Source organism: Mesorhizobium sp. M7A.F.Ca.US.010.02.1.1 (assembly GCF_004023085.1).
Taxonomy (GTDB): Bacteria; Pseudomonadota; Alphaproteobacteria; order Rhizobiales; family Rhizobiaceae; genus Mesorhizobium.
This window is the reverse complement of record NZ_RZRV01000006.1, coordinates 81,171-105,121: the sequence shown is the minus strand read 5'-3', so window position 1 is coordinate 105,121 and position 23,951 is coordinate 81,171. Positions and strand designations below refer to the sequence as shown.

Annotated in this window: 26 protein-coding genes; 22 read left to right on the top strand and 4 right to left on the bottom strand. The window is 61.2% G+C overall.

Features of this window, described 5'->3' with window-relative positions:
* Window positions 1–16: 16 nt before the first annotated feature.
* From EOA19_RS08715 to EOA19_RS08695, 5 genes are read left to right on the top strand one after another with little or no spacing between them, the layout of a single operon-like run.
* Window positions 17–988: a YVTN family beta-propeller repeat protein gene (locus tag EOA19_RS08715; protein WP_023810412.1), complete on the top strand. Its 972-nt coding sequence runs from the start codon at window positions 17–19 to the stop codon at window positions 986–988.
* Window positions 989–1,016: 28 nt separating this feature from the next.
* Entirely contained in the window at window positions 1,017–1,460 is a 444-nt protein-coding gene (locus EOA19_RS08710; RefSeq protein ID WP_127259695.1) for a hypothetical protein, read from the top strand.
* A gap of 55 nt (window positions 1,461–1,515) precedes the next feature.
* On the top strand, window positions 1,516–2,304 hold the full coding sequence (locus tag EOA19_RS08705) for an ATP-binding cassette domain-containing protein (RefSeq protein ID WP_128303321.1): 789 nt from the start codon (window positions 1,516–1,518) through the stop codon (window positions 2,302–2,304).
* Between the two features lie 35 nt (window positions 2,305–2,339).
* The gene (locus EOA19_RS08700) at window positions 2,340–3,176 is read left to right on the top strand and encodes an ABC transporter permease (RefSeq protein ID WP_050592673.1); all 837 of its coding nucleotides are present in this window, start codon (window positions 2,340–2,342) and stop codon (window positions 3,174–3,176) included.
* Window positions 3,176–3,805, top strand: coding sequence for a hypothetical protein (locus EOA19_RS08695; protein ID WP_023810408.1), 630 nt, complete (start codon window positions 3,176–3,178; stop codon window positions 3,803–3,805). Before EOA19_RS08700 ends, EOA19_RS08695 begins: the two co-directional genes overlap by 1 nt.
* Before the next feature lie 15 nt (window positions 3,806–3,820).
* Here the strand turns inward: EOA19_RS08695 and EOA19_RS08690 are convergent, their stop codons facing one another.
* Both EOA19_RS08690 and EOA19_RS08685 read right to left on the bottom strand, forming a co-directional pair.
* Window positions 3,821–4,021: a hypothetical protein gene (locus tag EOA19_RS08690; protein WP_023810407.1), complete on the bottom strand. Its 201-nt coding sequence runs from the start codon at window positions 4,019–4,021 to the stop codon at window positions 3,821–3,823.
* 201 nt (window positions 4,022–4,222) lie between these two features.
* Window positions 4,223–5,161 carry a LysR family transcriptional regulator gene (locus EOA19_RS08685; protein ID WP_127319312.1) on the bottom strand — a complete coding sequence of 313 codons (939 nt, stop codon included), beginning with the start codon at window positions 5,159–5,161 and terminating at the stop codon, window positions 4,223–4,225.
* Between the two features lie 124 nt (window positions 5,162–5,285).
* Here EOA19_RS08685 and EOA19_RS08680 point away from each other — a divergent pair, with 124 nt between their 5' ends.
* From EOA19_RS08680 to gph, 10 genes are read left to right on the top strand one after another with little or no spacing between them, the layout of a single operon-like run.
* Entirely contained in the window at window positions 5,286–6,332 is a 1,047-nt protein-coding gene (locus tag EOA19_RS08680) for a class 1 fructose-bisphosphatase (RefSeq protein WP_023810405.1), read from the top strand.
* 8 nt (window positions 6,333–6,340) lie between these two features.
* Window positions 6,341–7,213, top strand: a complete 873-nt coding sequence (locus EOA19_RS08675) for a phosphoribulokinase (RefSeq protein WP_128303320.1) — start codon at window positions 6,341–6,343, stop codon at window positions 7,211–7,213.
* A 10-nt stretch (window positions 7,214–7,223) separates the two neighbouring features.
* A complete protein-coding gene (tkt, locus tag EOA19_RS08670) occupies window positions 7,224–9,236 on the top strand; it encodes a transketolase (RefSeq protein ID WP_128303319.1) in 2,013 nt (670 codons plus the stop codon).
* Window positions 9,237–9,247: 11 nt separating this feature from the next.
* Window positions 9,248–10,327, top strand: a complete 1,080-nt coding sequence (gene fba / locus EOA19_RS08665; protein WP_023810402.1) for a class II fructose-bisphosphate aldolase — start codon at window positions 9,248–9,250, stop codon at window positions 10,325–10,327.
* 21 nt (window positions 10,328–10,348) lie between these two features.
* The gene (locus EOA19_RS08660; RefSeq protein WP_013532056.1) at window positions 10,349–11,842 is read left to right on the top strand and encodes a ribulose-bisphosphate carboxylase large subunit; all 1,494 of its coding nucleotides are present in this window, start codon (window positions 10,349–10,351) and stop codon (window positions 11,840–11,842) included.
* A gap of 18 nt (window positions 11,843–11,860) precedes the next feature.
* Window positions 11,861–12,295: a ribulose bisphosphate carboxylase small subunit gene (locus EOA19_RS08655; RefSeq protein WP_013532057.1), complete on the top strand. Its 435-nt coding sequence runs from the start codon at window positions 11,861–11,863 to the stop codon at window positions 12,293–12,295.
* Window positions 12,296–12,302: 7 nt separating this feature from the next.
* Complete coding sequence (gene cbbX / locus EOA19_RS08650) at window positions 12,303–13,241, top strand: CbbX protein (RefSeq protein ID WP_128303318.1); 939 nt, start codon at window positions 12,303–12,305, stop codon at window positions 13,239–13,241.
* 59 nt (window positions 13,242–13,300) lie between these two features.
* The gene (rpe, locus tag EOA19_RS08645) at window positions 13,301–13,987 is read left to right on the top strand and encodes a ribulose-phosphate 3-epimerase (protein ID WP_128303317.1); all 687 of its coding nucleotides are present in this window, start codon (window positions 13,301–13,303) and stop codon (window positions 13,985–13,987) included.
* A gap of 21 nt (window positions 13,988–14,008) precedes the next feature.
* On the top strand, window positions 14,009–14,566 hold the full coding sequence (locus EOA19_RS08640; protein WP_023810397.1) for a thioredoxin family protein: 558 nt from the start codon (window positions 14,009–14,011) through the stop codon (window positions 14,564–14,566).
* Window positions 14,563–15,264 (top strand): phosphoglycolate phosphatase, encoded by a 702-nt coding sequence (gph, locus tag EOA19_RS08635; RefSeq protein WP_128303316.1) that lies wholly within the window; start codon window positions 14,563–14,565, stop codon window positions 15,262–15,264. Before EOA19_RS08640 ends, gph begins: the two co-directional genes overlap by 4 nt.
* Window positions 15,265–15,311: 47 nt before the next feature.
* On the opposite strand, the gene EOA19_RS08630 is transcribed toward gph, so the two are convergent.
* Complete coding sequence (locus EOA19_RS08630; protein ID WP_024504374.1) at window positions 15,312–15,692, bottom strand: cytochrome c family protein; 381 nt, start codon at window positions 15,690–15,692, stop codon at window positions 15,312–15,314.
* A 363-nt stretch (window positions 15,693–16,055) separates the two neighbouring features.
* Between EOA19_RS08630 and EOA19_RS08625 the strand changes: the two genes are divergently transcribed.
* The 6 genes from EOA19_RS08625 (at window position 16,056) to EOA19_RS08600 (ending at window position 20,803) form a co-directional block, all read left to right on the top strand.
* Window positions 16,056–16,265 (top strand): hypothetical protein, encoded by a 210-nt coding sequence (locus EOA19_RS08625; protein ID WP_023810394.1) that lies wholly within the window; start codon window positions 16,056–16,058, stop codon window positions 16,263–16,265.
* A 33-nt stretch (window positions 16,266–16,298) separates the two neighbouring features.
* Entirely contained in the window at window positions 16,299–17,285 is a 987-nt protein-coding gene (locus tag EOA19_RS08620) for an ABC transporter substrate-binding protein (protein ID WP_128303315.1), read from the top strand.
* The gene (locus EOA19_RS08615; protein ID WP_128303314.1) at window positions 17,282–18,106 is read left to right on the top strand and encodes an ABC transporter permease; all 825 of its coding nucleotides are present in this window, start codon (window positions 17,282–17,284) and stop codon (window positions 18,104–18,106) included. The genes EOA19_RS08620 and EOA19_RS08615 overlap by 4 nt, the downstream gene beginning before the upstream one ends.
* Window positions 18,075–18,815, top strand: coding sequence for an ATP-binding cassette domain-containing protein (locus tag EOA19_RS08610; protein ID WP_128303395.1), 741 nt, complete (start codon window positions 18,075–18,077; stop codon window positions 18,813–18,815). Before EOA19_RS08615 ends, EOA19_RS08610 begins: the two co-directional genes overlap by 32 nt.
* A gap of 34 nt (window positions 18,816–18,849) precedes the next feature.
* The gene (locus EOA19_RS08605) at window positions 18,850–19,821 is read left to right on the top strand and encodes a quinoprotein relay system zinc metallohydrolase 2 (RefSeq protein WP_128303313.1); all 972 of its coding nucleotides are present in this window, start codon (window positions 18,850–18,852) and stop codon (window positions 19,819–19,821) included.
* A 118-nt stretch (window positions 19,822–19,939) separates the two neighbouring features.
* A complete protein-coding gene (locus tag EOA19_RS08600; protein ID WP_023810389.1) occupies window positions 19,940–20,803 on the top strand; it encodes a quinoprotein dehydrogenase-associated SoxYZ-like carrier in 864 nt (287 codons plus the stop codon).
* A 127-nt stretch (window positions 20,804–20,930) separates the two neighbouring features.
* On the opposite strand, the gene EOA19_RS08595 is transcribed toward EOA19_RS08600, so the two are convergent.
* Window positions 20,931–21,284 (bottom strand): hypothetical protein, encoded by a 354-nt coding sequence (locus tag EOA19_RS08595; RefSeq protein ID WP_023810388.1) that lies wholly within the window; start codon window positions 21,282–21,284, stop codon window positions 20,931–20,933.
* A 686-nt stretch (window positions 21,285–21,970) separates the two neighbouring features.
* Here EOA19_RS08595 and EOA19_RS08590 point away from each other — a divergent pair.
* A complete protein-coding gene (locus EOA19_RS08590) occupies window positions 21,971–23,872 on the top strand; it encodes a methanol/ethanol family PQQ-dependent dehydrogenase (protein ID WP_127293373.1) in 1,902 nt (633 codons plus the stop codon).
* Window positions 23,873–23,951: the final 79 nt, after the last annotated feature.

Here is a 23,951-nt window from a genome sequence, read left to right as displayed (position 1 = left end):
ATCGGGAGGAATTTGCGTGCAGAAACGAGCTTGCGCATTCGCCATTCTCGCGGCCGGCCTGACGGCCAGTCCGGCATCGGCCTATACGGCCTACGTTTCCAACGAGAAGGACAACACGATGACCGTCGTCGACACGGCGACGATGCAGGTGGTGAAGACAGTTGAAGTCGGCCAGAGACCTCGCGGCATCACCATCTCGCATGACGGCAAATTCGTCTACCTATGCGCCAGCGATGACGATACGGTCCAGATCATCGATACCGCGACGCTTGAAATCGTCGGTACGCTGCCATCCGGCCCCGATCCCGAATTGTTCGTGCTCTCGCCGGACGGCAAGACGCTTTATGTCGCCAATGAGGACGATAATCTCGTCACCGCCATCGACGTCGAAAGCAAGCAAGTCCTGGCCGAGATTCCGGTCGGCGTGGAACCGGAAGGCATGGGTGTCAGCCCCGATGGCAAGACCATGGTCAACACCTCGGAAACCACCAGCATGGCGCATTTCATCGACACCGGCACGCATGAGGTGACCGACAACGTGCTGGTCGACACGCGCCCGCGCTTCGCCGACTTCAAGCCCGACGGCACGCAGGTCTGGGTCAGCGCCGAGGTTGGCGGCACCGTCAGCGTCATCGACAACGCCAAACGCGAAGTGGTGAAGAAGATCCAGTTCGCGATTCAGGGACTACGGGCCGAAACCATCCAGCCGGTAGGCATCGCCATCAGTGCCGATGGCAAGAAAGCCTATGTCGCGCTCGGCCCGGCGAACCATGTCGCGGTGATCAATACCGATACCTACGAGGTGGAGAAATACATCCTCGTCGGCCAGCGCGTCTGGCATCTGGCCTTCACGCCCGACCAGAAAACGCTAATCACCACTAATGGCAATTCCAACGATATCACCTTCATCGACACGGCCACCGACGAGCCGGTCCAATCGCTCACCGTGGGCCAGCAGCCCTGGGGTGTGGTCATTTCGCCCAAATAGCAGACATTGATCATCGGGAGGTCAAGACATGAAACTTTGCCGCAGGTTTTTCTTCGCCGCGCTCGCCGGATTTGTCCTTGCTCCGATCGGAGCAAACGCCGACGATGCAACGCCAAAACCGTCGCGTGCCAGCAAGAACCTGCCGGAATTGATTATCGGTTCGGCCGATTCCACTTACGCCGTCAATCAGAAGGATTTCGAGCTGATCGCCGGCCAGGGCTATCGCTGGAAGATCACCTCCAAAGGCGGTTTCGAATACAAGTTCGTGACCGACCTCTTCCGCAATGTCTGGATGGACCAGATCGTCATCAACGATTTGGAAGTGCATATGGACGGCGGACCAGCCTGGCTGGAATTCGACGATGCGGGAACGATCCAGGTGCAGTTCCATACCGTTCGCCCGGGCGAATATACCTGGTCGGTTCCCGACCTTGCCGACAAGGGACTGAAGGGCAAGATTACGATCAAGTGAGACAAAGGCGACCAGGGCGCCAGATAGCCAACGCGTCCTGAAGGAGCGACCCGGCATGCAGCATATGAGGACAAACGGTCCGGGAGAAGAGGTGGCGGCGCTCGATGTCGGCGCCGTCAGCCATTCCTATGGCCAGAAGCGGGCGCTCAACGACGTCTCCTTCTCGATCGCGCCGGCGACTTTCACCGTTCTGCTCGGCCTCAACGGGGCCGGCAAGACAACGCTGTTCTCACTGATAAGCCACCTCTACGACACGCGTCACGGATCGATCCGCATCTTCGGCCATGACATTCGCCGCGCGTCCGGCGAAGCACTCAGACGGGTCGGCATCGTGTTCCAGGCACGCACGCTCGACCTCGACCTCAGCGTCTACCAGAATCTCTCCTACCACGCCTCGCTGCATGGCATTGGCGGACGCGAAGCTCGCCAGCGCATTGCCGCGCTGCTTGAAACGGTCGACATGCAGGGCCGCCAGCACGACAAGGCACGCAGCCTCTCCGGCGGTCAGATGCGACGCATCGAAATCGCCAGGGCGCTGCTTCACCGACCTTCCCTGCTCCTGCTTGACGAGGCGACCGTCGGCCTCGACATCGAGTCCCGCGCGGGCATCCTCGCCACCATCCGCAAGCTCGTCCAGGCAGAGGGCATCGGCGTGCTCTGGGCCACGCATCTGATCGACGAAGTCGAAGACGCCGACCATGTCGTCATACTGCGGCGAGGTGACCTGGTCGCGAGCGGCAAGGTGTCGGATGTGACCCGTGCGAACGGTGGAAATTCGATTCGCGAAACCTTTTCGAAGCTCAGCCGCGTCGATGCGGCGGGCATGGCGGAGACGTCGCCATGAGCGCTCCTGCGATGCCTGGAAAGGTCGCCGGCATCATGCCGGTGCGGTCTGAGCCATTCGGCCTGCGCCACTATCTCATTTGCCTGAAAGGCGTCGTCCTGCGCGAGTGCCTGCGCTTCCTGCACCAGCGCGAACGCTTCATTTCCTCGCTGGTCCGGCCGCTCGTCTGGCTGTTCATCTTCGCCGCCGGCTTTCGCCAGGTGCTCGGCGTGTCGATCATCCCGCCCTACAAGACCTATGTGCTCTACGAGGTCTATATCACACCGGGCCTTTGCGGCATGATCCTGCTGTTTTCCGGCATGCAGTCTTCGCTGTCGATGGTCTACGACCGCGAGATGGGCAACATGCGCATCCTGCTGGTCAGCCCGTTTCCGCGCTGGTTCCTGCTGGTGTCGAAGATGCTGGCCGGTGTGGCCGTATCGATCGTGCAGGTCTACGCGTTCCTGATCGTTGCCTGGTTGTGGGGCGTCAAGGCGCCGCCACTCGGCTACCTCTACGTGCTGCCGGCACTGTTCCTGTCGGGCATGATGCTTTGCGCGCTCGGTATGCTCTTGTCTTCGCTGATCAAGCAGCTCGAAAACTTCGCCGGCATCATGAACTTCGTCATCTTTCCCGGCTATTTCGCGTCTCCGGCGCTCTATCCCTTGTGGCGCATCCAGGAGGCGAGCCCGCTGCTCTACAAGATCTGCCTCTGCAACCCGTTCACCTATGCCGTCGAACTGATCCGCTTTGCCTTCTACGGACAGATCGAATGGCTGTCGCTGGGCGTCGTCGCCGGCTGCACGCTGCTGTTTCTGGGCGGCGCCATCATCGCATACGATCCTTCGCGCGGTTTGTTGATCCGCAAACAGGACATGGGAGGAAACGCCTGATGGCGCGAATGAGGCTTGCTCACACTCTGGTTCTGGTCGCCACGCTTGCCTCGATGGGGAGCGCCGGCGCGGCAAACACCGATCCCGACTGGCCCTGCATGCAGCGTAAGGTGCCACAGCTCTCGCTTGGCCAGATCTGGAATGGGCCGGAGCTTCCTGCGACCGCGAAAGATTGGGCGAAGGATGCCCGTGTGTCGGCGCTTGTCGAGGCGGTGGCGGCCCGGCGGACGCCGATTGCCGAAGCCCAGAAAGAGATCAAGGATTTCGCGACTTCCCTGTCGGCCGAGCAGGTCGCACCAAAAATGACGATGCTGGTGCAGGGAATGTTCGACCATATGGACGCCGAGCGTTCGCACGTGATCTCCGGCATCTCCCGCTATGCGCACAAACAGCTCGAAATGGCGGCACAGTTGCGCAAGGAAGCATCCGAAGTCGACGCGCTGCGCGCCAAGGCCGATGCGGATCCGGACGAAGTCGAACGGCGAACCGACCAGCTGAATTTCGCGACGCGAATTTTCACCGAACGGGTCCAGTCGCTGACTTATGTCTGCGATGTGCCCACGATAATCGAGCAGCGGCTTTACCAGTTGTCGAAGACCGTCTCGGAAACGCTCGTCGTGAAGAAATAGACCTTGGCGCCTGCCTCATGACCCCCTGCCAGGCAGCACACGCCAGCGCTGCACGAAATAACCGGGATGCGTCTCGATCCACCGAGCCACCAGCGGCTGCGCCTGCATGAAGGCAGTCCCGGGATTCATCGCCAGACCGTCTACCATTTGTTCGCGTTGTTCGCAGGTCCGCGGTACATCCGTCAGGCAGACCATCATAACGAGTGTGTAAAGCATTACCCCTTTTCCCCATCGAATTCCCGAACCCTACCCGGGAGATTTCCGAACAGTCTGCAGGGGTTGCACATACGGATCGCTTACGGATGTGAAAGGACGTGGCCCCCGCTCTTTCGCACTGCAACATAACATATCGCTTATATAACACCAACGATCGCGGGCGTTCTCCACCGGACTTTCATCCGTTGCGTTCGTAAAATGTCATCCCGCCTTGTCTGGATACAGCTTTCCGAAAAGGGGCAGATACATCGCGCCCTTGCGCATCAGGAAATCGTTGAACGTGGCCATGGCCGGCGAGATTGCGTGATCGGTCCGCATCACCGAGAACCATTGCCGGCGGATCGGCATGCCGACAACGTCGAGGATGACGAGCCGGCCTGCTTCGGTTTCCGCAGCGATGGTGTGGGCAGAGATGAAGGCGATGCCCAGACCAGCCATCACCGCCTGCTTGATCGTTTCGTTCGAGGCCATCTCGACACCGAGGTCGTCGATGCGCCCAGGCACGTCGCTCAGGAATATTTCCAACGAGATGCGGGTTCCGGAGCCGGGCTCGCGAATAAGGAAATGCTCCTCGGCGATGCGCTCCTTGGAGATATCGCGCGCCGCGACCAACGGATGGTCGGGCGGCGCGATGATGACCAGCGGGTGATCGCCGAAGACCGAAGCACGCACCGGAACCTCCTTCGCCGGGCGCCCCATCAGCGCGATATCGATGTCGTGATTCCTGAGGTTGTCGATCGTCTGGGCACGGTTGCCGATGGCAAGCCGCATGTCGATGTCGGGATGGTCCTTCATGAACGCAGCCATCAGCCGCGGCGCGAAATATTTGGCGGTGGAAACAACGCCGAGCCTCAAGCTGCCGGTGCGTACGCCCTTGATGGCATCCATCTTGTCTTCGAGCAAACCGAGATGCTCCTCGATAACCTGCGCTGTCTCGACGAAAGCCCGACCTGCGGCAGTGGGACGCATGCCGTCCGACGTTCGGTCGAACAGAGCCAGCTGGAATTCTTCCTCCACTTGCCGCAGCTGGATTGTCAGCGCTGGAGGAGACAGACCTAACATCTTGGCTGCGCTGACAATTTTGCCGCACTTGATGATTGCCTGGACGGTCTTGAAATGCTTAAGGGTGAGGTTTCTCATGCCGCATACTAAATTATTTTTACTGATTAAGTAAAGTTATTGAATTTTACTTATCTGGCGACGTTTGTTTCCATTCCTCCAGTCCAGCCGCTCCGAGGAGATGCGGCCCGACCGGGAGGTTACGATGCCAGCGGCAACGCTCGACGCTTTTCTGAACTCCTATCTCGGCCAGCCTGACGAATTTCGCTCGGCAGTTGTGACGACCGTCCGTCAGTTGACACAGGCCGCCATCAAGGTCCGCAACACCATCAACCAAGGGGTGCTCGGCGCCGCCTTTGCCGAAACCCGTGGCGCCAATGCCGATGGCGACGTCCAGAAGGATCTCGACGTCTTCTCCGACGACATCTTCCTCGACGCCATGCGCCGTGCACCGGTCGCGCTTTACGCCTCCGAGGAGCTGGAGCAGCCAGTCCTGCTCGACAGGCAAGCGCCACTCGCCATCGCGATCGACCCGCTCGACGGCTCTTCCAACATCGACACCAACGTGTCGATCGGAACGATCTTCTCGCTCCTGACCGCAACTGGCGCGCCGGACGCTGATCCGGCCGCCTCTTTCCTGCAGGCGGGCGTGAACCAGCTAGGCGCCGGTTTCTTCATCTATGGGCCGCAGCTGGCACTCGTCCTGTCGCTCGGCAGCGGCACGCATGTCTTCGTCTTCTCGACAAGGCTCGGAACCTTCGTCCAGGCCTATGAAAGCCGGATCATTCCGCAACGCACTCAGGAGTTCGCCATCAACGCCGCCAACTACCGGCACTGGGACGAGGCCGTGCGGCTCTATGTAGACGACTGCCTGGAGGGCACCGAAGGACCGCGCGAGAAGGATTTCAACATGCGCTGGATCGCCTCTCTGGTTGCCGACTGTTACCGCATATTGATGCGCGGCGGCGTTTTTCTCTACCCCGGCGATCGGCGCAAGGGCTATGGTCAGGGACGGCTGCGCCTCGTCTACGAGGCCAACCCGATCGCCTATCTCATAGAACAGGCTGGCGGTGCCGCCACCGATGCGATCAACCGCATCCTGGAAATCGAACCCGAGAGCCTGCATCAGCGCGTGCCGATGATCTTCGGGTCGGCGCGGGAAGTCGCGCGCATCACCCGCTACCACACAGAGCCGAGCAACATCGGTGAGCGTGCGCCGCTGTTCAGCCGCCGCGGCCTGTTCAGAGCCTGAGCAGCACCATGTCAGCCAAGCACCCCATCATCACCATCACCGGGTCGTCGGGCGCCGGCACGACCTCGGTCAAGCGCATCTTCGAGCTGATTTTCCGGCGCGAGAACATCGAGGCCGCTTTCATCGAAGGCGACGCATTCCACCGCTACGACCGCGCGGCGATGAAGGCAAAGGTGGCCGAGGAGGAAAAGGCCGGCAACCCGAACTTCACCCATTTCAATGCCGCGGCCAACGAACTCGGAATTCTCGAAGAGGTGTTCACGGAATATGGCCGCCGCGGAACCGGCAAGACCCGCACCTACATTCATGATGAGGAAGAGGAAAAGCAGCACGGCACGCCACCGGGAACCTTTACCGAATGGCGCGAATTCGCTCCCAGCGACCTGCTCTTCTACGAGGGGCTGCACGGCTGTGTCGTCACCGACACGATCAATTTGGCCAAGCATGCGGATCTCAAGATCGGCGTCGTGCCGGTCATCAATCTCGAATGGATCCAGAAGATCCATCGCGACCGTTCGACACGCGGCTATTCCACCGAGGCGGTGATGGACGTGATCCTGCGCCGGATGCCCGACTATGTCCGCTACATCGTCCCGCAATTCTCGCAGACCGCCATCAACTTCCAGCGCGTGCCGATCGTCGACACGTCCAACCCGTTCATCGCGCGCTGGATCCCGACGCCGGACGAATCGATGCTGGTTATCCGCTTCGCCAATCCGCGCGGCATCGATTTTCCGTATCTGCTGTCGATGATCCACGACTCGTTCATGTCGCGGCCAAATTCCATCGTGGTGCCAGGCAACAAGCTCGATCTTGCCATGCAGCTGATCCTGACGCCGCTCATCCTGCAATTGATTGAACGCAAGAGCCGTGTGTCGTGAGGAGGATGCAATGACCAGCCAAACAGCACTGAAGCCCGTCACCACAACCGCTCCCGTCTCGGAGCGCGACATGGCGAACGCCATTCGCGCGCTGGCGATGGACAGTGTCCAAAAGGCGAATTCGGGTCACCCTGGCATGCCGATGGGCATGGCCGATGTCGCAACGGTGCTGTTCAACCGCTTCATCAACATCGATCCGTCGAGGCCGGGCTGGCCCGACCGTGACCGTTTCGTGCTTTCAGCCGGCCACGGCTCGATGCTGCAATACGCGCTGCATCATCTGCTCGGCTATGAAGACATGCAGATCGAGGAATTGCAGCGATTTCGGCAGTTGGGCAGCCGCACCGCCGGACATCCGGAATACGGCCATGCGCTTGGCGTGGAGACCACCACCGGACCGCTGGGACAGGGCATTTCCACGGCGGTCGGCATGGCGCTGGCGGAACGTATGCTTGCCGCCCGCTACGGTACCGATCTGGTCGATCATCATACCTATGTGATTGCGGGCGACGGCTGCCTTCAGGAGGGCATCAGTCACGAGGCGATAGACCTCGCTGGTCACCTGAAGCTTTCCCGCCTGATCGTCTTCTGGGACGACAATGCGATTTCCATTGACGGGCCGACCTCCCTCTCCACGTCGATGGACCAGCCGGCGCGCTTCAAGGCCGCCGGCTGGGATGTCCAAAGCGTCGCCGGCCACGACATGGAGGCAGTCGCCGCGACAATCGAGTCGGCGCGGCGGTCGGATCGGCCATCGCTGATTGCCTGCCGCACAGTGATCGGCATGGGTGCCCCCAATCTCGGCGGTTCGGAGAAGACGCACGGCGCACCGCTGGGTGAAGCAGAGATCGCCGCGACACGCGAAAACATCGGCTGGGCCCACGCGCCGTTCGATGTGCCGGATGATATCCTTTTCGCCTGGCGCGAGATTGCCGGTCGCGGCGAAGCGATGCGGCGCGCCTGGGAGCAGCGGCTTGCCGCCTCGCCGCGGCGCGAGGCTTTTGAGAGCGCCGTCGCCGCCGAACTGCCCGACACCGTCTTCAAAGCGCTCGACGCCTTTCGTCGCGAACATGTCGAGAAGGCAACCAAGGTGGCGACGCGAAAAGCCTCCGAAATGGCGCTGGAGGCCATCAACGGCGTAACGGAATTGACCGTCGGCGGCTCGGCCGATCTGACGCATTCAAATCTGACGATCACCAAGGGCATGAACCGCATTGCGCCGGGTGATTATGCGGGCCGCTACATTCACTACGGCATTCGTGAGCACGGCATGGCTGCCGCCATGAACGGCATCGCGCTGCATGGCGGTTTCGTGCCCTATGGCGGTACGTTCCTGTGCTTCGCCGATTATGCGCGCGGCGCGATGCGGCTCTCGGCGCTCATGGGCCAGCGCGTCATCTATGTGATGACACACGATTCCATCGGCCTCGGCGAGGACGGCCCGACGCACCAGCCGGTCGAGCACCTTGCGATGCTGCGTGCCACGCCTAATCTCAACGTCTTCCGCCCGGCGGATGTCATCGAAACGGCGGAGTGCTGGGAACTCGCGCTAAAGAGCAAGGATCGGCCGAGCGTCCTGGTGCTGTCGCGCCAGAACTTGCCGATGCTGCGTCGGTCGCACAGCGACGAGAACCGCTCCTGCCAAGGCGCTTACATCCTGCGCGAGCCGACAAAGCACCGCGCCGTCACCCTGATCGCCACCGGCTCGGAGGTCGAGATCGCGGTTGCTGCCGCCGAAAGGCTGGAGACCGAGCATGGCGTCGCCGTCGCCGTCGTGTCGATGCCGTGCTGGGAGCTTTTCGAGGAGCAGGAAAGCGCCACCCGCAAGGCCGTTCTCGGCTCGGCGCCGCGCGTCGCGGTCGAAGCGGCAGCCCGGCTGGGCTGGGATCGCTGGATCGGCGAGACCGGCGCTTTCGTCGGCATGACCGGCTTCGGCGCCAGCGCCCCTGCCCCCGACCTCTACCGGCATTTCAACATAACGTCCGAAGCGGTTGCTGCAGCGGCGCTGAAGCTCATCATCTAGGAGGATTCACAATGGCTCGCATCACCCTTCGCCAGCTTCTCGACCATGCCGCCGAGCACGGCTACGGCGTTCCGGCATTCAACATCAACAACATGGAACAGGGCCTCGCCATCATGGAGGCGGCCAAGGCCTGCGACGCGCCAGTCATCATCCAGGCTTCACGTGGCGCCCGGTCCTATGCCAACGACATCATGCTGGCCAAGATGATGGAGGCGCTGACCGAAATCCACCCGGCCATCCCGCTATGCATCCATCAAGACCACGGCAACAGCGAGGCCACCTGCCTTTCCGCGATCCGCCACGGCTTCACCTCGGTGATGATGGACGGATCCTTGATGGCGGACGCCAAGACGCCGGCAAGCTACGACTACAACGTCGCCATAACCGAACGCGTCGCACGCATGGCGCATTGGGTCGGCGCTTCCGTCGAAGGCGAACTGGGCGTGCTCGGCTCGCTGGAAACCGGCCAAAGCGAGGCGGAGGATGGCCACGGCGCCGAGGGCGCGCTCTCTCACGACCAACTCTTGACCGATCCCGATCAGGCGGTCGACTTTGTGACTGCAACCCAGGTCGACGCGCTGGCGATTGCCTGCGGCACCTCGCACGGCGCCTACAAATTCACCCGCAAGCCGGACGGCGACATCCTGGCCATGCAGGTGATCGAGGCGATCCACGAGAAGCTGCCCAACACGCATCTGGTCATGCACGGCTCTTCCTCGGTGCCGCAGGAGCTGCAGGACATCATCAACAGATACGGCGGCGAGATGCCCCAGACCTTTGGCGTTCCGGTCGAGGAGATCGAGCGCGGCATCCGCTACGGCGTGCGCAAGGTCAACATCGACACCGATTGCCGCATGGCCATGGCCGGACAGTTCCGCCGCGTCGCGACGGAAGACCCGCGCGAGTTCGATCCCCGCAAATTCCTGAAACCCGCCATGGATGCCTTGCGCGACCTTTGCCGGGACCGCTTCGAGCGCTTCGGTACGGCGTCCAACGCCTCGAAGATCAAGGTCATCGCCATGGACGAGATGGCGAAACGTTACGCCGCGGGAAAACTCGACCCCCATATCGCAACCGCGAAAGCCGCCTGAGCAACAAACAGGAGACCTGTCATGAACAAGATCGACATACTGCCAGCGGGGACGCTCAAGGAAGGCAAGGAACGCTATAAGTCAGGGGTCATCCCCTACAAGAAGATGGGCTATTGGGAGCCTGACTACAGGCCCAAGGAGACCGATCTGATCGCCATGTTCCGGATCACGCCGCAGCCGGGCGTCGACCACGAGGAGGCGGCGGCCGCCATCGCCGGCGAATCCTCCACTGCGACGTGGACCGTGGTGTGGACCGACCGGCTGACCGCCTGCGAGCTCTACCGCGCCAAGGCGTTCAGATCCGAGCCGGTGCCGAACACCGGTCCCGGAACCAAGACCGAACAACAGTACTTCGCCTACATCGCCTACGACCTCGACCTGTTCGAGCCGGGCTCGATCGCCAATTTGACCGCATCGATCATCGGCAATGTGTTCGGCTTCAAGGCAGTCAAGGCGCTGCGGCTGGAAGACATGCGTATCCCGGTCGCGTACCTCAAAACCTTCCAGGGGCCGGCGACAGGCATCGTGGTGGAGCGTGAGCGGCTCGACAAGTTCGGCCGGCCGCTGCTCGGCGCTACGACGAAGCCGAAGCTCGGCCTGTCGGGCCGCAATTACGGCCGCGTCGTTTACGAAGCGCTGAAGGGCGGCCTCGATTTCGTCAAGGACGACGAGAACATCAACTCGCAGCCCTTCATGCACTGGCGCGACCGCTTCCTCTACTGCATGGAGGCCGTGAACAAGGCGTCGGCTGCCACCGGCGAGGTCAAAGGCCATTATCTCAACGTCACCGCCGGCACGATGGAGGAGATGTACGAGCGCGCCGAATTCGCCAAGCAGCTTGGCTCCTGCATCGTCATGATCGACCTCGTCATCGGCTACACGGCGATCCAGTCGATGGCCAAGTGGGCACGCCGCAACGACATGATCCTGCACCTGCACCGTGCCGGCAACTCGACCTATTCGCGCCAGAAGAACCACGGCATGAATTTCCGCGTCATCTGCAAATGGATGCGCATGGCCGGCGTCGACCACATCCATGCCGGCACGGTGGTCGGCAAGCTGGAAGGCGACCCGCTCATGATCAAGGGATTTTATGACACGCTGCGTGAGGAGCGCACGCCGCAGAACCTCGAAACCGGGCTGTTCTTCGATCAGGAATGGGCCTCGCTCAACAAGGTGATGCCCGTCGCCTCGGGCGGCATCCATGCCGGCCAGATGCATCAGTTGATCCACTATCTCGGCGAGGACGTCATCCTGCAGTTCGGCGGCGGCACAATCGGCCATCCGGACGGCATCCAGGCAGGCGCGACGGCCAATCGCGTCGCCCTGGAAGCGATGATCCTGGCCCGCAACGAGGGGCGCGATTATTTGCGCGAAGGGACCAAGATCCTCGAACAGGCGGCCAGATGGTGCACGCCGCTGAAGGCTGCCCTGGAGACCTGGAAGGACGTCACCTTCAACTACGAATCGACCGACACGGCCGACTTCGTGCCAACCGCAACACCCAGCTTCTAGACGAAAGGAACCGTCGTCATGATGACCAATCCGGGAAACAAGGTCACGCAGGGACAGTTCTCGTTCCTGCCCGACCTGACCGACGAGCAGATTTCGGCGCAGATCAAATACGCGCTGAAGAACCATTGGGCGGTCAGCGTCGAGTACACGGACGATCCGCATCCGCGAAACACCTACTGGGAAATGTACGGCAACCCGATGTTCGATTTGAAAGATCCGGCGGGCATACTGCTCGAGGTCAATGCTTGCCGGAAAGCCTGTCCGAACATGTATGTGCGGGTGACCGCCTTCGATTCGACCAAGGGCTGGGAAGCGCCGCGCATGTCGTTCATTGTCAACCGGCCGCCCAGCGAACCCGGATTCCGGCTGCTGCGCCAGGAGCGCGACGGCCGCAGCCAGGGTTATTCGATCGTGCCTTATGCGACCGACAGGCCCGAGGGCGAGCGGAGCTAGCTGAACCATGCTGAACGCGATGACCAAGGACGCTGCCGCACAGGACGCGACGGTTGATCTGCAGGCCGAGTTCGAGGCCTCCAACATCGACGAGGTGATGGACAAGCTCGACCGTGAACTCGTTGGCCTGAAGCCGGTCAAGACCCGCATCCGCGAGATCGCCGCTCTCCTCCTGGTCGACCGGCTTCGCCGCAAGTTCGGGCTGACCTCGGGCGCCCCGACGCTGCACATGAACTTTACGGGAAATCCCGGCACCGGAAAGACCACCGTGGCGCTGAGGATGGCCGAAATCCTGTATCGTCTGGGCTATGTCCGCGAAGGCCACATGGTCGCCGTGACGCGCGACGATCTTGTTGGCCAGTATGTGGGCCACACCGCGCCCAAGACCCGCGAGGTGATCAAGCGTGCCATGGGCGGCGTGCTTTTCATCGACGAGGCCTACTATCTCTACAAGCCCGAGAACGAACGCGACTACGGCCAGGAATCGATCGAAATCCTGCTGCAGTGCATGGAGAACAACCGTGACGATCTGGTCGTGATTCTTGCCGGCTACAAGAACAAGATGGACCGCTTCTTCGACAGCAATCCCGGCATGCGTTCGCGCATCGCCCACCACCTCGATTTTCCCGACTACGGCGTCAGCGAACTGAAATCTATCGCCGAGATTATGCTCGCGGAGCAGAATTATCGCCTCAGCGAGGCGGCATCCCGTGCGCTCGAAGAGTATCTTCCGATCCGCATGAGGCTGCCGCATTTCTCCAACGCGCGTTCGGTCCGCAATGGGCTCGATCGGGCACGGCTGCGGCAGGCCAACCGGCTTTTCGCATCGCGCAGCAGGGTGTTGACCAAGGCCGATCTTGTCACCATCGAGGAATCCGACATCCGCGGCAGCCGCGTGTTCGCGGAAGGGAAACTCGAAGGCGAACCGGAGACGAAGATGCGCTGACGGGATGAAGCCGGCTGGCGCAGAGACCAACAGCGCAGACAGGATTGGAGACGACGACCATGGTCACCAGGACAATCATCGCACCCTCCGTGCTTTCCGCGGATTTCTCGCGGCTCGGCGACGAGGTCGAAGCTGTCGTGCGGGCGGGTGCCGACTGGATCCATCTCGACGTGATGGACGGGCATTTCGTACCCAACATCACCTTCGGTCCGCCGGTGATCAAGGCGATCCGCGACCGAACGGACAAAGTCTTCGACTGCCATCTGATGATCGCGCCGGCCGACCCCTATCTGGCCGCCTTCGCCGACGCCGGCTGCGACATCATCACGGTGCACGCCGAGGCCGGGCCGCATCTCGATCGTTCCCTGCAGGCGATCAAAAATCTCGGCAAGAAGGCCGGCGTATCGCTGAATCCTTCGACGCCGGAGAGCGCCATCGAATATGTGCTCGACAGGCTCGACCTGGTGCTTCTGATGACGGTCAATCCAGGCTTTGGCGGCCAGGCCTTCATTTCCGCGGTCATCGAGAAGATCAGGCGAATCAAGGCACTGGTTGGCCACCGCCCGATTGACATCGAAATCGATGGCGGCGTCACGGCCGAAACCGCCCCGCTGGTCGCCGCGGCCGGCGCCAATGTGCTGGTCGCCGGGTCGGCCGTGTTCAAGGGGGGCACCGAGGCGGCCTATCGCGCCAACATTGGAACCATCCGACAGGCGGCCGACGGTGCGATCCGGAAAGCCGCGTAAACCATTCCATCGGAGGCAAGCATGGCGGCCGTCCCCCCTGTCTGCGATTTCGGCTGGCGCGCCATCGATGCCGTTTTGCCTGACGTCGACGGCAGGTCGCATTCGATCTTCAGCCAGGCCGGCCCGAACGGCCTGGTCGTGGCCTTCATCTGCAATCACTGCCCTTATGTGAAGGCGGTGATTTCACGTATCGTGCGCGATGCCAACGACCTCAAAGCCGAAGGTATCGGCTTTGTCGCGATCAACTCAAACGATGCCGATGCCTACCCGGAGGATTCCTTCGACCAAATGAAGCTATTCGCCACGACGAGCGGCTTCAGCTTCCCTTACCTGCACGACCAGCACCAAACTGTGGCGCGCGATTACGCAGCCGTGTGCACTCCCGATTTCTTCGGGTTCAACAGCGAGTTGGGACTGCAATATCGCGGTCGGCTGGACGCCTCGCGACGAGAAGCCGGAGCGCCCGGGCTGAGACGCGATCTGTTCGAGGCGATGAAGCAGGTTGCCCGAACCGGCGACGGGCCGCTGGACCAGATCGCCTCGATCGGCTGCTCGATCAAGTGGAAGGATGCCGCATGAACGTCGGCGCAGGTAGGCCGCTTCGATCGCCGAAGGCGATCCTGTTCGACCTCGACGGCACGCTAGTCGACTCGGCACCGGACATAGCGGCCGCAGTCAACGAATTGCTGGCCAGCCGCGATCTGCCGCCGCTGCGCCTGGATCAGGTCACCGCCATGATCGGCGGCGGCGTCAGGAAATTGATCGAGCGAGCCTTCGCGGCGTCGGGAGCGCCACTGCTCGGCAACGCTCTCGATGAGGCCAACCGCGTCATGGCGCCTATCTACCGCCGGCATCTGACCGGCCTGACAAGGCTGATGCCTGGCGTCAGGGAGGCTCTCACCCACTTTCATTTGGGCGGAGTAAGCATGGGGGTGGCAACCAACAAACCGCAGTTGGCGACCCGCGAAATCCTGCTTCATTTCGGATTGACGGAATATTTCGGCGCAATCGTTGGCGGAGACGCGGTGACATACCTGAAACCGGCGCCCGATGCCCTGCTGCTGGCGTTGGCACAGCTTGGGGTCGACGCCGGTGACGCGCTGCTGGTCGGAGACAGTGGCGCTGACCTGGGCGCCGCACGCGCCGCCGGCATGCCCGTCATTCTGTTGCGCGGCGGCTATAGCCACATTCCGGTGGAAGAGCTTGGCGCCGACCTTGTTTGCGACAGCCTTTTCGATCTGCCTTCAGCAATGCAGAGGCTGCAAGCCGATGCGTGATCGAGGCGAACGCCGGCCGAACGCAAGTTCGAACGGCCGGCGGCGCGCTATTTCGAGAATTGCTTCAGATAGGCGATGACATTGGCGATGTCTTCGTCCTGTTTGAGGCCGACAAACGCCATCTTCGTTCCTTTGACCATGGCCTTGGGATCGTGAAGGTAAGTCTTCAGCGTGGGTTCATCCCATTTGACGCCGGACTTGCCTGCCGCGACCATCGCCTGAGAATAGCTGAACCCCGGGTGCGTGCCGGCCGTTCGGCCGATGACGCCGTTCAACGACGGGCCGACCTTGTTCTTGTCCTGGTCGGCGACGTGGCAGACCTTGCATTTGGCGAAGACCTTCTCACCCGCCGCCGCATCCTGTGCCTGGGATTGGCTCGCGATGAAGGGCACAACGGACATGACTGCGAAAAATGCGATTGCGCGCATGGCATTTCCTCATTGATCGTCTGGGTGCCCTGGACGATTTGCGCATGCCGATCCTTTGATCCGTCGGCATGCGCCTTACGCGGTGGTGTGGAATATCCGCTTCTCCCGTGGAGCCGCGCCGCGTGATTCAGAAGCTAATTGGCATGTTGTGAAAGTCAATCGTACAAAGGTTTAGAGGCCTGGGTGCTCAACAGACCCGTCCATTCGTCTTTGTTGACGGTGATCCGGCGAGCGCGTAGCTTGACCTCACTCCGGTTTCTCCATTGGCACCTCGGGAAATCCGGCAAACGGTGATTTTGCCCTCGCTTCTGGTTGGGCTGAGCTCGCCGGGATGAGCGTTTGGGAACGCGCAAGAGGTGCTGAATGGACATGGTCGATCTCATATTGACGGTTTGCCTCAGCGCCAATCCGAGCAATTGCCGAGACGAACATCTCTATTTCGAGAGCCGCGGCACTCTGTTCCAATGCATGATCCTTGCCCCCAGCGAAATCGCGAAATGGTCCCAAGAACACCCGACCCTCAAGGTCATGCGCTGGAAATGCGCATTTCCAAACAAGGAACGAGCCATTTGATTTGGCAGCGCGGAACCCTGGGGAGGAGGTGTCATGATGGTTTCACGGCGCATGACGTTGCGTCTGGCGGTTCTCGGGACAGCCGCTGTTCTTGCTACCAGGCCGGGCGTTGCGGCAGCCAGGATTCGCCTCGGTGTGCTGAAGTTTGGAACCGTGAGTTGGGAACTCGATACGCTAAGGCAGCACAAATTCGATGCCGCGAACGGGATCGGTCTGGAGATCATCGACTTCGCCGGCGAGGATGCAACCAACGTCGCGATGCTGGCTGGCGCGATCGATATGATCGTCTCCGACTGGCTGTGGGTCTCGCGCCAGCGCTCCGAAGGCGGCGACCTCACATTGACCCCCTATTCGACCGCGGTGGGTGCGATCATGGTGAAGGAGGATTCGCCGATCCGGACGGTCGCCGATCTCAAGGACAAGAAGATCGGCGTCGCCGGCGGCCCGCTCGACAAGAGTTGGCTGCTGATACAAGCGCTGACCAGACGCGATCTCGGCGTCGACCTGTCGGCAACCAGCGACATCGTCTTTGGCGCGCCGCCACTGATTTCGGAAAAGGCGATACAGGGCGAACTCGATGCAGTGCTGAATTTCTGGCATTTTTGCGCGCGTCTCGAGGCCAATGGCTTCCGTCGATTGATCGGCGTGAATGACGCGGCAAAGACGCTCGGGGCTCTGGGACCCGTTTCGGCGCTCGGTTACGTCTTCCATGACCAATGGGCAAACCAGAACCCGGATGCCGTCAGGGGTTTCGTGAGGGCGTCCGCGCAAGCCAAGGACTTGCTGGCCAGATCCGATGACGAATGGCTGCGCCTGGCGCCGATCATTCGCGCGGAAGGCAAGGAACTGGAAAAGCTGCGCGATCGCTACCGCCAGGGCATTCCCAGACGGTCGGTCGCCGACGAAGCGGCCGACGCCGGCAGGCTATACCATGTGCTGGCGGCGATCGGCGGCGCGAAGCTGGTCGGCAGCGCACCGGAGATGGCGCCCGGCACATTCTGGCAGGAACCCCGGAAATGACCGCATTGGAAACCGGCGGCACGCGTGATGCCCCGCCGAGCATGTCCGGCCGACGTAGCCTGGCGATGGCACTGGTGCCCGCGCTGACCGTAGCGGTTTCCCTGCTCGGGCTTTGCCTGCTGTGGAACCTTGCGGCAAGCGTCTGGCCAAGCCGTGCCTTTCCAGGACCTGGGCAGGTCTGGCAGGTGCTTCTCAGGGAGGCTGCGAACGGCGATCTCTTTTACCATCTCGGCGTGACCCTCGGCCGGGTCGCCGCGGCATATATCGTCGCAATGATCATCGGATCCGTCATCGGCGTTTTGCTCGGCAGCCATCGTCGTGTCGACCATTTTTTCAACCCGTGGGTGATCCTGTTCCTCAACATCCCGGCGCTGGTGGTCATCGTCCTCGGCTATATCTGGTTCGGCCTCAACGAGGCGGCGGCGATCGGCGCGGTGGCGGTGAACAAGATCCCGAATGTCGTGGTGACGATGCGCGAAGGCGCCAGGGCGCTTGATCCAAGTTACGCCGAAATGGCCACCGTCTATCGCTTCGGCCGCCTTGAACGCATCCGCCATATCCTGCTGCCGCAATTGCAGCCCTATCTTGCCGCCGCATCGCGATCCGGCATCGCCCTCATCTGGAAGATCGTCTTGGTCGTCGAACTGCTCGGCCGCTCGAACGGTGTCGGCTTCCAGATCCATCTCTATTTCCAGCTCTTCGATGTCGCCGCCATTCTTGCCTACACGCTGGCTTTCGTGGCGGTGATGCTTGTCATTGAACTTCTCCTGGTGCAGCCCGTTGAACGACATGCAACCCGTTGGCGCCGTCGTCCCGCTTAAGGTCGACATCGCCGAAAAGACCTTCAGGTCCGCGCGAGGCGTCTCGATCACGGCGCTTCAGGACCTTTCCTTCGAGGTCCGGCAAGGCGAATTCGCCTGCTTGCTGGGACCGTCTGGCTGCGGCAAAACCACGACGCTGCGTATCCTGCTTGGCTTGGACAAAGACTTTTCCGGCTCCTTCCAGTTGCCGCGAGGAGGTTCGAACCGCATCGCCGCCGTTTTCCAGGAACCGACCCTGCTGCCGTGGCGAACGGTGGAGCAGAATGTCAGGCTGGCGTTGCCGAAAAGCTTGAGAGCGAAAAATCTCGACAGGCTGTTCGACACGCTCGGCCTCGCCGGCATGCGCTCGCTCTATCCTGCCGAACTGTCGCTCGGCCTTGCGCGCAGGGCAGCACTTGCCAGGGCTTTCGCCACCGAGCCGGCGGTGCTTTTCCTGGACGAACCCTTTGTCTCGCTCGACGAACAGACCGCCGAGCGGCTTCGGCATCTGCTTTTGACCGTATGGTCGGCACGGCCAACGACCGCCTTGATGGTGACGCACAATCTACACGAGGCACTGATGCTGTCGGACCGCATCATCGTGCTCGCGCCGCGGCCAACCCATGTGCTCGGCGTGTTCGACGTACGGTTGCCACGGCAACATCGCAATTCGCAGGCGATGAGCGATCTTCTGCGGTCGTTCCATCATAGATTTCCGGACGTCACCTGATCGCCTGCAGGCGAAATGCATATCGGAGACCTTCATGTCGATCGATCGGCTAAGACGCAGGCTTGTGAGTGGCTTCGCCTGCACCGCCACCAGCGCCGCCTTGCTGCCATGCTGCCTCGGACGAGCCGCTCTGGCCGCAGGCGGCAGCTTGCGGTTCTCGGTCAGGCAAATCGCCGACGGCGTCTTCGCCTTCCAGGGCGCGGATGAGTTGATGACCGCCGCCAACGACGGTGCGATCTGCAATCTGGGCGCCGTCATCGGCACCGATGCGGTTGCCGTCATCGACAGCGGTGGCAGCCTCATCGAGGCGCACGCCTTTCTCGCCGCGATCGGAAAGCTGACAGCAAAGCCGGTTCGCTTCCTGGTCAACACCCACATGCATCCCGACCATATCTTCGGCAATGCGGCATTCCGGAAGATCGGCGCGACCATCGTCGGTCACCGTAATCTGCCGCGTGCCCTCGAGGCGCGTGGCGCGTTCTATCTGCACAACTATCGCGAACAGCTTGGCGAGGCGCTGATGGAGGGGATCGAGATCGTGTCGCCGACCATGCTGGTCGACGATCGCCTGCAACTCGACCTCGGCGGGCGCATGATCGAACTGCGGGCATGGAAGGCGGCGCACACCGACAACGACCTGACCGTGTTCGATCCCGCGACCAGAACGCTCTTTGCCGGCGATCTCGTGTTTATGGGCTCCTTGCCGACGCTCGACGGATCCCTGCTTGGATGGCTCCGCCAGATGGATGCGCTCACCGCGATCGACGCCGCGCGCGTCGTTCCAGGTCATGGTCCTTTAACGGCCGACTGGCCACAGGCGCTGGCGGGGGAGCGACGCTATTTCGAGGTTCTGGCGCGCGATATCCGCAAGGCGATCGCCGACGGAACGCCGCTGCGCGAAGCAGTCAAAACCGCTGGCGAAAGCGAACGGGATAATTGGCACCTGTTCGACGACTACAACGAGCGCAACGCAACGGCCGCATTTGCCGAACTCGAATGGGAATAGACGACACCGACATGCGCCAGGCAGCTGTAAGGCACGGCGATTTGCCAAGGCGTCGCCAAAGGCTTATCCTCAACGCCAGCCTGGGCACCACCTCTCTTGCATTGGTGGAGGCATCGAAATGCAAAATCACGCTTACTCGAGCCGGCAGCTCGCTTTGCCGCTCGCATTCGTTTTCGTCGCGATCATCTTGGCCATCGGCACGCTGCTCGGCTCCTCGGGAACCGCCAGCGCACAGCAAACAACCGCGTCCTCGGATAGGATCTGGCAGGATTTGAAGGGCGACGTGTTCGGCGATCGGGCAATTCTGGTCGATACCGGCGTCGTCAGGATCGAAGCGCCGAAGCGGGCGCAGGATGCCGCCATCGTGCCCGTCGACATCTATCTCGATCCAGCCAAGGCCCCGGACGGCATCAAATCCGTTACCTTGATCATCGATGCCAACCCTGCACCGGTGGCGGCAACGTTCCAGCTCGGCAAGGATGCCGGCGTGACGCATCTGTCGACGCGCGTGCGCGTCAACGACTATTCCTATCTGCGTGCCATCGCTGAGACGCAGGGCGGCCAACTCCATATGGCGCAGACCTTCGTCAAGGCGTCAGGCGGATGCTCCGCCCCTGCGGTCAAGAACCAGGACGAGGCCAACGCGACGATGGGTCAGATGAAGCTGCGCCAGTTCCCGCCCAAAGAGACGATGACCAAGACCGAGGAACTGCAGTTGATGATCCGGCACCCTAACAATTCGGGGCTGCAGCGGGATCCGCTGACCCAGTATTTCATACCGGCGCATTTTGTCCAGAAACTGTCGATCTCCCAAGCCGGCCAGCCGATCCTCTCCATGGAAGGTGGAATATCGATTTCGGAAGACCCCAATTTCCGATTTGATTTCACCGTGCACGGCAACGGCGAAATCCAGGTTGAAGCGATCGATACGGATGGCAAGACATTTCGCAATCAGTGGCCGCTGGAGACAGCGGGACTCTGAAGTCTCGATATCCTGTGCCGGACTGCCGGGTGCTTGCCAGCTTGACCCCGAAAGTGGAGCTTGTTTCGGGAAGGTACTGTCCAGACAAAGGATGGAACCCCATCCGGCTTGCGGATTTGAGCAGGTTCTAAAAGCAGCGCACGTCGGCTTCCGACTGCGCGCGCTTCAATTCGGTACGGGCTGCCTTCGCCGGTGCGCTCTCGCGAAACAGCCCCGCGTTTTCCCCTGTGGTCAAAGACATGCTCTTGAAAGTCTCGGCTCTCTCATAGTGATCGTAGGGAAGGATCGAGGCGATGACGTCGATCGAGCAGGAACAGCTTTCCAGCGCCTGACGTGTCTGGCCGTTCGTCTGCATGCAGCCGAGCACGTAATCGGCAATCGTTGCTGTCGGGTAATCTCCCGCGGCGCCCGCCGGGTTTGCGAAGGCCAGCGGCGCGGCAAGGAGCAGCGGCAAAGTCGAAAATCCAACATATCTGATCACGGGAAAACCTCCGGTTGGCCTGGGCGCGATGCGCCCAGTCGGGATCACCGTGGCAGTTGGCAACGTGCCGCAGAGTCAGTCAAGCGCCCATGGCTTCCGTATACGACCAAAGGAGGAATGCGGTGCTGGTCGACGGTGGTTCCGCATGGCGGCCCCATGGCCCGCTCCACGCCCCAACTCCAACGATCATCTCATGCTTGGCTCACTATCGATTCCCAATGGGGCACGTACATGGCCAGGCCGAGACATCGAAGTGAATACCTCCAAATAAAATCCACACTTAGGTGAAATGTAAAACTCAAAAAATAATCAAATTTTATCCGGCCCACCGTTATTTCTCAATCAGAAATACTTCATCTAACAAATACTACCCCACTTATTTCCTTATATTGCGCCGCATCATTTACGATATTGCGGTGCAAAAAAACACCCAGGCTTTTTTGCTTGCCTAGCGTTTTGCGATGACATAGCCTCACCCTGTTTCCGGCTTCAAGGGCGTCACCGTCATTAGGGAGCGGCGACAGTCTTTCGTAGGCCAAGGTGAGGTGGGCAGTAACGGTGCCCTCTGCACATCTGGCTTAGGTCGTGACACGCTGCCGGAAATATTTCCCCCCCGTGAATCGCTTGGGCAAGCCCTTGTGGGCTCAGCAAATGATTCATCACTATGAACCTCGGGAGGAATTCGGATGCGTGTACTTACGAAAGCTACCTATATTCTAACCACTGCGGCGTTTCTGTCGCTCGGCGCTGCCTTTACGGCGTCGGCTAACGAGGACCTTGCAAAGCTGGCTTCGGATTCGAAGAACTGGGCGATGCAGACGGGTGACTACGCCAACACCCGCTATTCCAAACTCAACCAGATTACTGCGGACAATGTGAAGAACCTGCAGGTCAAGTGGACCTTTTCCACCGGCGTGCTACGAGGCCACGAGGGTGGACCGCTTATCATCGGCGATGTGATGTATGTCCACACGCCTTTCCCGAACAATGTCTTTGCGCTCGACCTCAAGAATGACGGGAAGATCCTCTGGAAATACGAACCCAAGCAGGATCCCAACGTCATTCCGATCATGTGTTGCGATACGGTCAATCGCGGCGTTGCCTATGGTGACGGCAAGATCATTCTCAATCAGGCCGACACCACGGTCGTCGCCCTCGACGCGAAGACCGGCAAGGTCGTCTGGTCTGTCAAGAACGGCGACCAGACCGATGGCGGCAAAGGCGAATCCGGTACGGCTGCCCCCGTCGTCGTCAAGGACAAGGTGCTCATCGGCGTATCCGGCGCCGAATTCGGCGTTCGCGGCTGGCTGGCCGCCTACAATCTGAAAGATGGCAAACTCGCCTGGAAAGCCTATTCGGAAGGTCCGGACGCGGACACCCTGCTCGATCCCGAGAAGACCACGCATCTCGGCAAGCCGGTGGGCAAGGATTCCGGCACGAACACCTGGGAAGGCGAGCAGTGGAAGACAGGCGGCGGCACGACATGGGGATGGTATTCCTATGATCCCAAGCTGAACCTGGTCTACTATGGCACCGGCAATCCCTCGACGTGGAACCCGGTACAACGCCCCGGCGACAATCGCTGGTCGATGACGATCATGGCCCGCGATGCGGATACCGGTGTTGCCAAATGGCTCTACCAGATGACCCCGCATGACGAATGGGACTATGACGGCATCAACGAGATGATCCTCGTCGATGGCATGGAGGTCAACGGCGCCAAGCACGACGTGCTGGTGCATTTCGATCGCAATGGTTTCGCCTACACCATGGATCGCGCCACCGGCGACCTTCTCGTCGCCAAGAAATACGATCCGGCCGTGAACTGGGCGACGGAAGTCGTCATGGACCCCAAGAGCGAACAATATGGTCGCCCGCAGGTCGTGGCGAAATATTCGACCCAGCAGAACGGCGAAGACACCAACTCGACGGGCATCTGCCCGGCGGCGCTTGGAACGAAGGACCAGCAGCCGGCGGCCTATTCGCCGAAGACCGGGCTGTTCTATGTCCCGACCAACCATGTCTGCATGGACTATGAGCCTTACAAGGTGAGCTACACCGCCGGTCAGCCTTATGTTGGCGCCACCGTGTCGATGTATCCCGCACCTGGCGGCGACGGCAACATGGGCAACTTCATTGCCTGGGATGCGGCCAAGGGTGAGATCGTCTGGTCGAAGCCCGAGCAGTTCTCGGTGTGGTCGGGTGCGTTGGCGACAGATGGCGACGTCGTCTTCTACGGTACACTCGAAGGCTACATCAAGGCGGTCGATAAGGACGGCAAGGAACTCTACAAGTTCAAGACCCCGTCCGGCATCATCGGCAACATCACGACCTACGAGCAGGGCGGCAAGCAGTACATCGCCGTTCTGTCCGGCGTCGGTGGCTGGGCAGGTATCGGCCTGGCAGGCGGCCTGCTTTCGCCTGATAACGCCGCTGCCTGGCATGGCGCCGTCGATCAGGGCCGTGCCCAAGGCGACGAGGCGGCGGTCGTTGGCACCGCTGGTCTTGGTGCCGTCGGCGGCTACGCGGCACTTGCCGACTACACAACGCTGGGCGGTCAGCTCACCGTCTTCGGTCTCCCGGATTGATGCGCCGGGAACCTTGAGCACGCCTCGGGTCTTGTGAGACCAAAGGCTTGAAGAACGAGAGCCCGGATCATCCGGAAGC

What these genes read in the sequence shown, in the direction of transcription:
- fba (WP_023810402.1), top strand. Translation starts at nt 9,248, where the DNA reads ATGGCTCGCATCACCCTTCGCCAGCTTCTCGACCATGCCGCCGAGCAC.
- EOA19_RS08675 (WP_128303320.1), top strand. Translation starts at nt 6,341, where the DNA reads ATGTCAGCCAAGCACCCCATCATCACCATCACCGGGTCGTCGGGCGCC.
- EOA19_RS08620 (WP_128303315.1), top strand. Translation starts at nt 16,299, where the DNA reads ATGATGGTTTCACGGCGCATGACGTTGCGTCTGGCGGTTCTCGGGACA.
- EOA19_RS08605 (WP_128303313.1), top strand. Translation starts at nt 18,850, where the DNA reads ATGTCGATCGATCGGCTAAGACGCAGGCTTGTGAGTGGCTTCGCCTGC.
- EOA19_RS08700 (WP_050592673.1), top strand. Translation starts at nt 2,340, where the DNA reads ATGCCGGTGCGGTCTGAGCCATTCGGCCTGCGCCACTATCTCATTTGC.
- EOA19_RS08660 (WP_013532056.1), top strand. Translation starts at nt 10,349, where the DNA reads ATGAACAAGATCGACATACTGCCAGCGGGGACGCTCAAGGAAGGCAAG.
- EOA19_RS08615 (WP_128303314.1), top strand. Translation starts at nt 17,282, where the DNA reads ATGACCGCATTGGAAACCGGCGGCACGCGTGATGCCCCGCCGAGCATG.
- EOA19_RS08710 (WP_127259695.1), top strand. Translation starts at nt 1,017, where the DNA reads ATGAAACTTTGCCGCAGGTTTTTCTTCGCCGCGCTCGCCGGATTTGTC.
- gph (WP_128303316.1), top strand. Translation starts at nt 14,563, where the DNA reads ATGAACGTCGGCGCAGGTAGGCCGCTTCGATCGCCGAAGGCGATCCTG.
- EOA19_RS08690 (WP_023810407.1), bottom strand. Translation starts at nt 4,021, where the DNA reads ATGCTTTACACACTCGTTATGATGGTCTGCCTGACGGATGTACCGCGG.
- cbbX (WP_128303318.1), top strand. Translation starts at nt 12,303, where the DNA reads ATGCTGAACGCGATGACCAAGGACGCTGCCGCACAGGACGCGACGGTT.
- EOA19_RS08680 (WP_023810405.1), top strand. Translation starts at nt 5,286, where the DNA reads ATGCCAGCGGCAACGCTCGACGCTTTTCTGAACTCCTATCTCGGCCAG.
- EOA19_RS08625 (WP_023810394.1), top strand. Translation starts at nt 16,056, where the DNA reads ATGGACATGGTCGATCTCATATTGACGGTTTGCCTCAGCGCCAATCCG.
- EOA19_RS08590 (WP_127293373.1), top strand. Translation starts at nt 21,971, where the DNA reads ATGCGTGTACTTACGAAAGCTACCTATATTCTAACCACTGCGGCGTTT.
- EOA19_RS08630 (WP_024504374.1), bottom strand. Translation starts at nt 15,692, where the DNA reads ATGCGCGCAATCGCATTTTTCGCAGTCATGTCCGTTGTGCCCTTCATC.
- EOA19_RS08600 (WP_023810389.1), top strand. Translation starts at nt 19,940, where the DNA reads ATGCAAAATCACGCTTACTCGAGCCGGCAGCTCGCTTTGCCGCTCGCA.
- EOA19_RS08655 (WP_013532057.1), top strand. Translation starts at nt 11,861, where the DNA reads ATGATGACCAATCCGGGAAACAAGGTCACGCAGGGACAGTTCTCGTTC.
- EOA19_RS08685 (WP_127319312.1), bottom strand. Translation starts at nt 5,161, where the DNA reads ATGAGAAACCTCACCCTTAAGCATTTCAAGACCGTCCAGGCAATCATC.
- tkt (WP_128303319.1), top strand. Translation starts at nt 7,224, where the DNA reads ATGACCAGCCAAACAGCACTGAAGCCCGTCACCACAACCGCTCCCGTC.
- EOA19_RS08610 (WP_128303395.1), top strand. Translation starts at nt 18,075, where the DNA reads ATGCAACCCGTTGGCGCCGTCGTCCCGCTTAAGGTCGACATCGCCGAA.
- EOA19_RS08695 (WP_023810408.1), top strand. Translation starts at nt 3,176, where the DNA reads ATGGCGCGAATGAGGCTTGCTCACACTCTGGTTCTGGTCGCCACGCTT.
- rpe (WP_128303317.1), top strand. Translation starts at nt 13,301, where the DNA reads ATGGTCACCAGGACAATCATCGCACCCTCCGTGCTTTCCGCGGATTTC.
- EOA19_RS08640 (WP_023810397.1), top strand. Translation starts at nt 14,009, where the DNA reads ATGGCGGCCGTCCCCCCTGTCTGCGATTTCGGCTGGCGCGCCATCGAT.
- EOA19_RS08705 (WP_128303321.1), top strand. Translation starts at nt 1,516, where the DNA reads ATGCAGCATATGAGGACAAACGGTCCGGGAGAAGAGGTGGCGGCGCTC.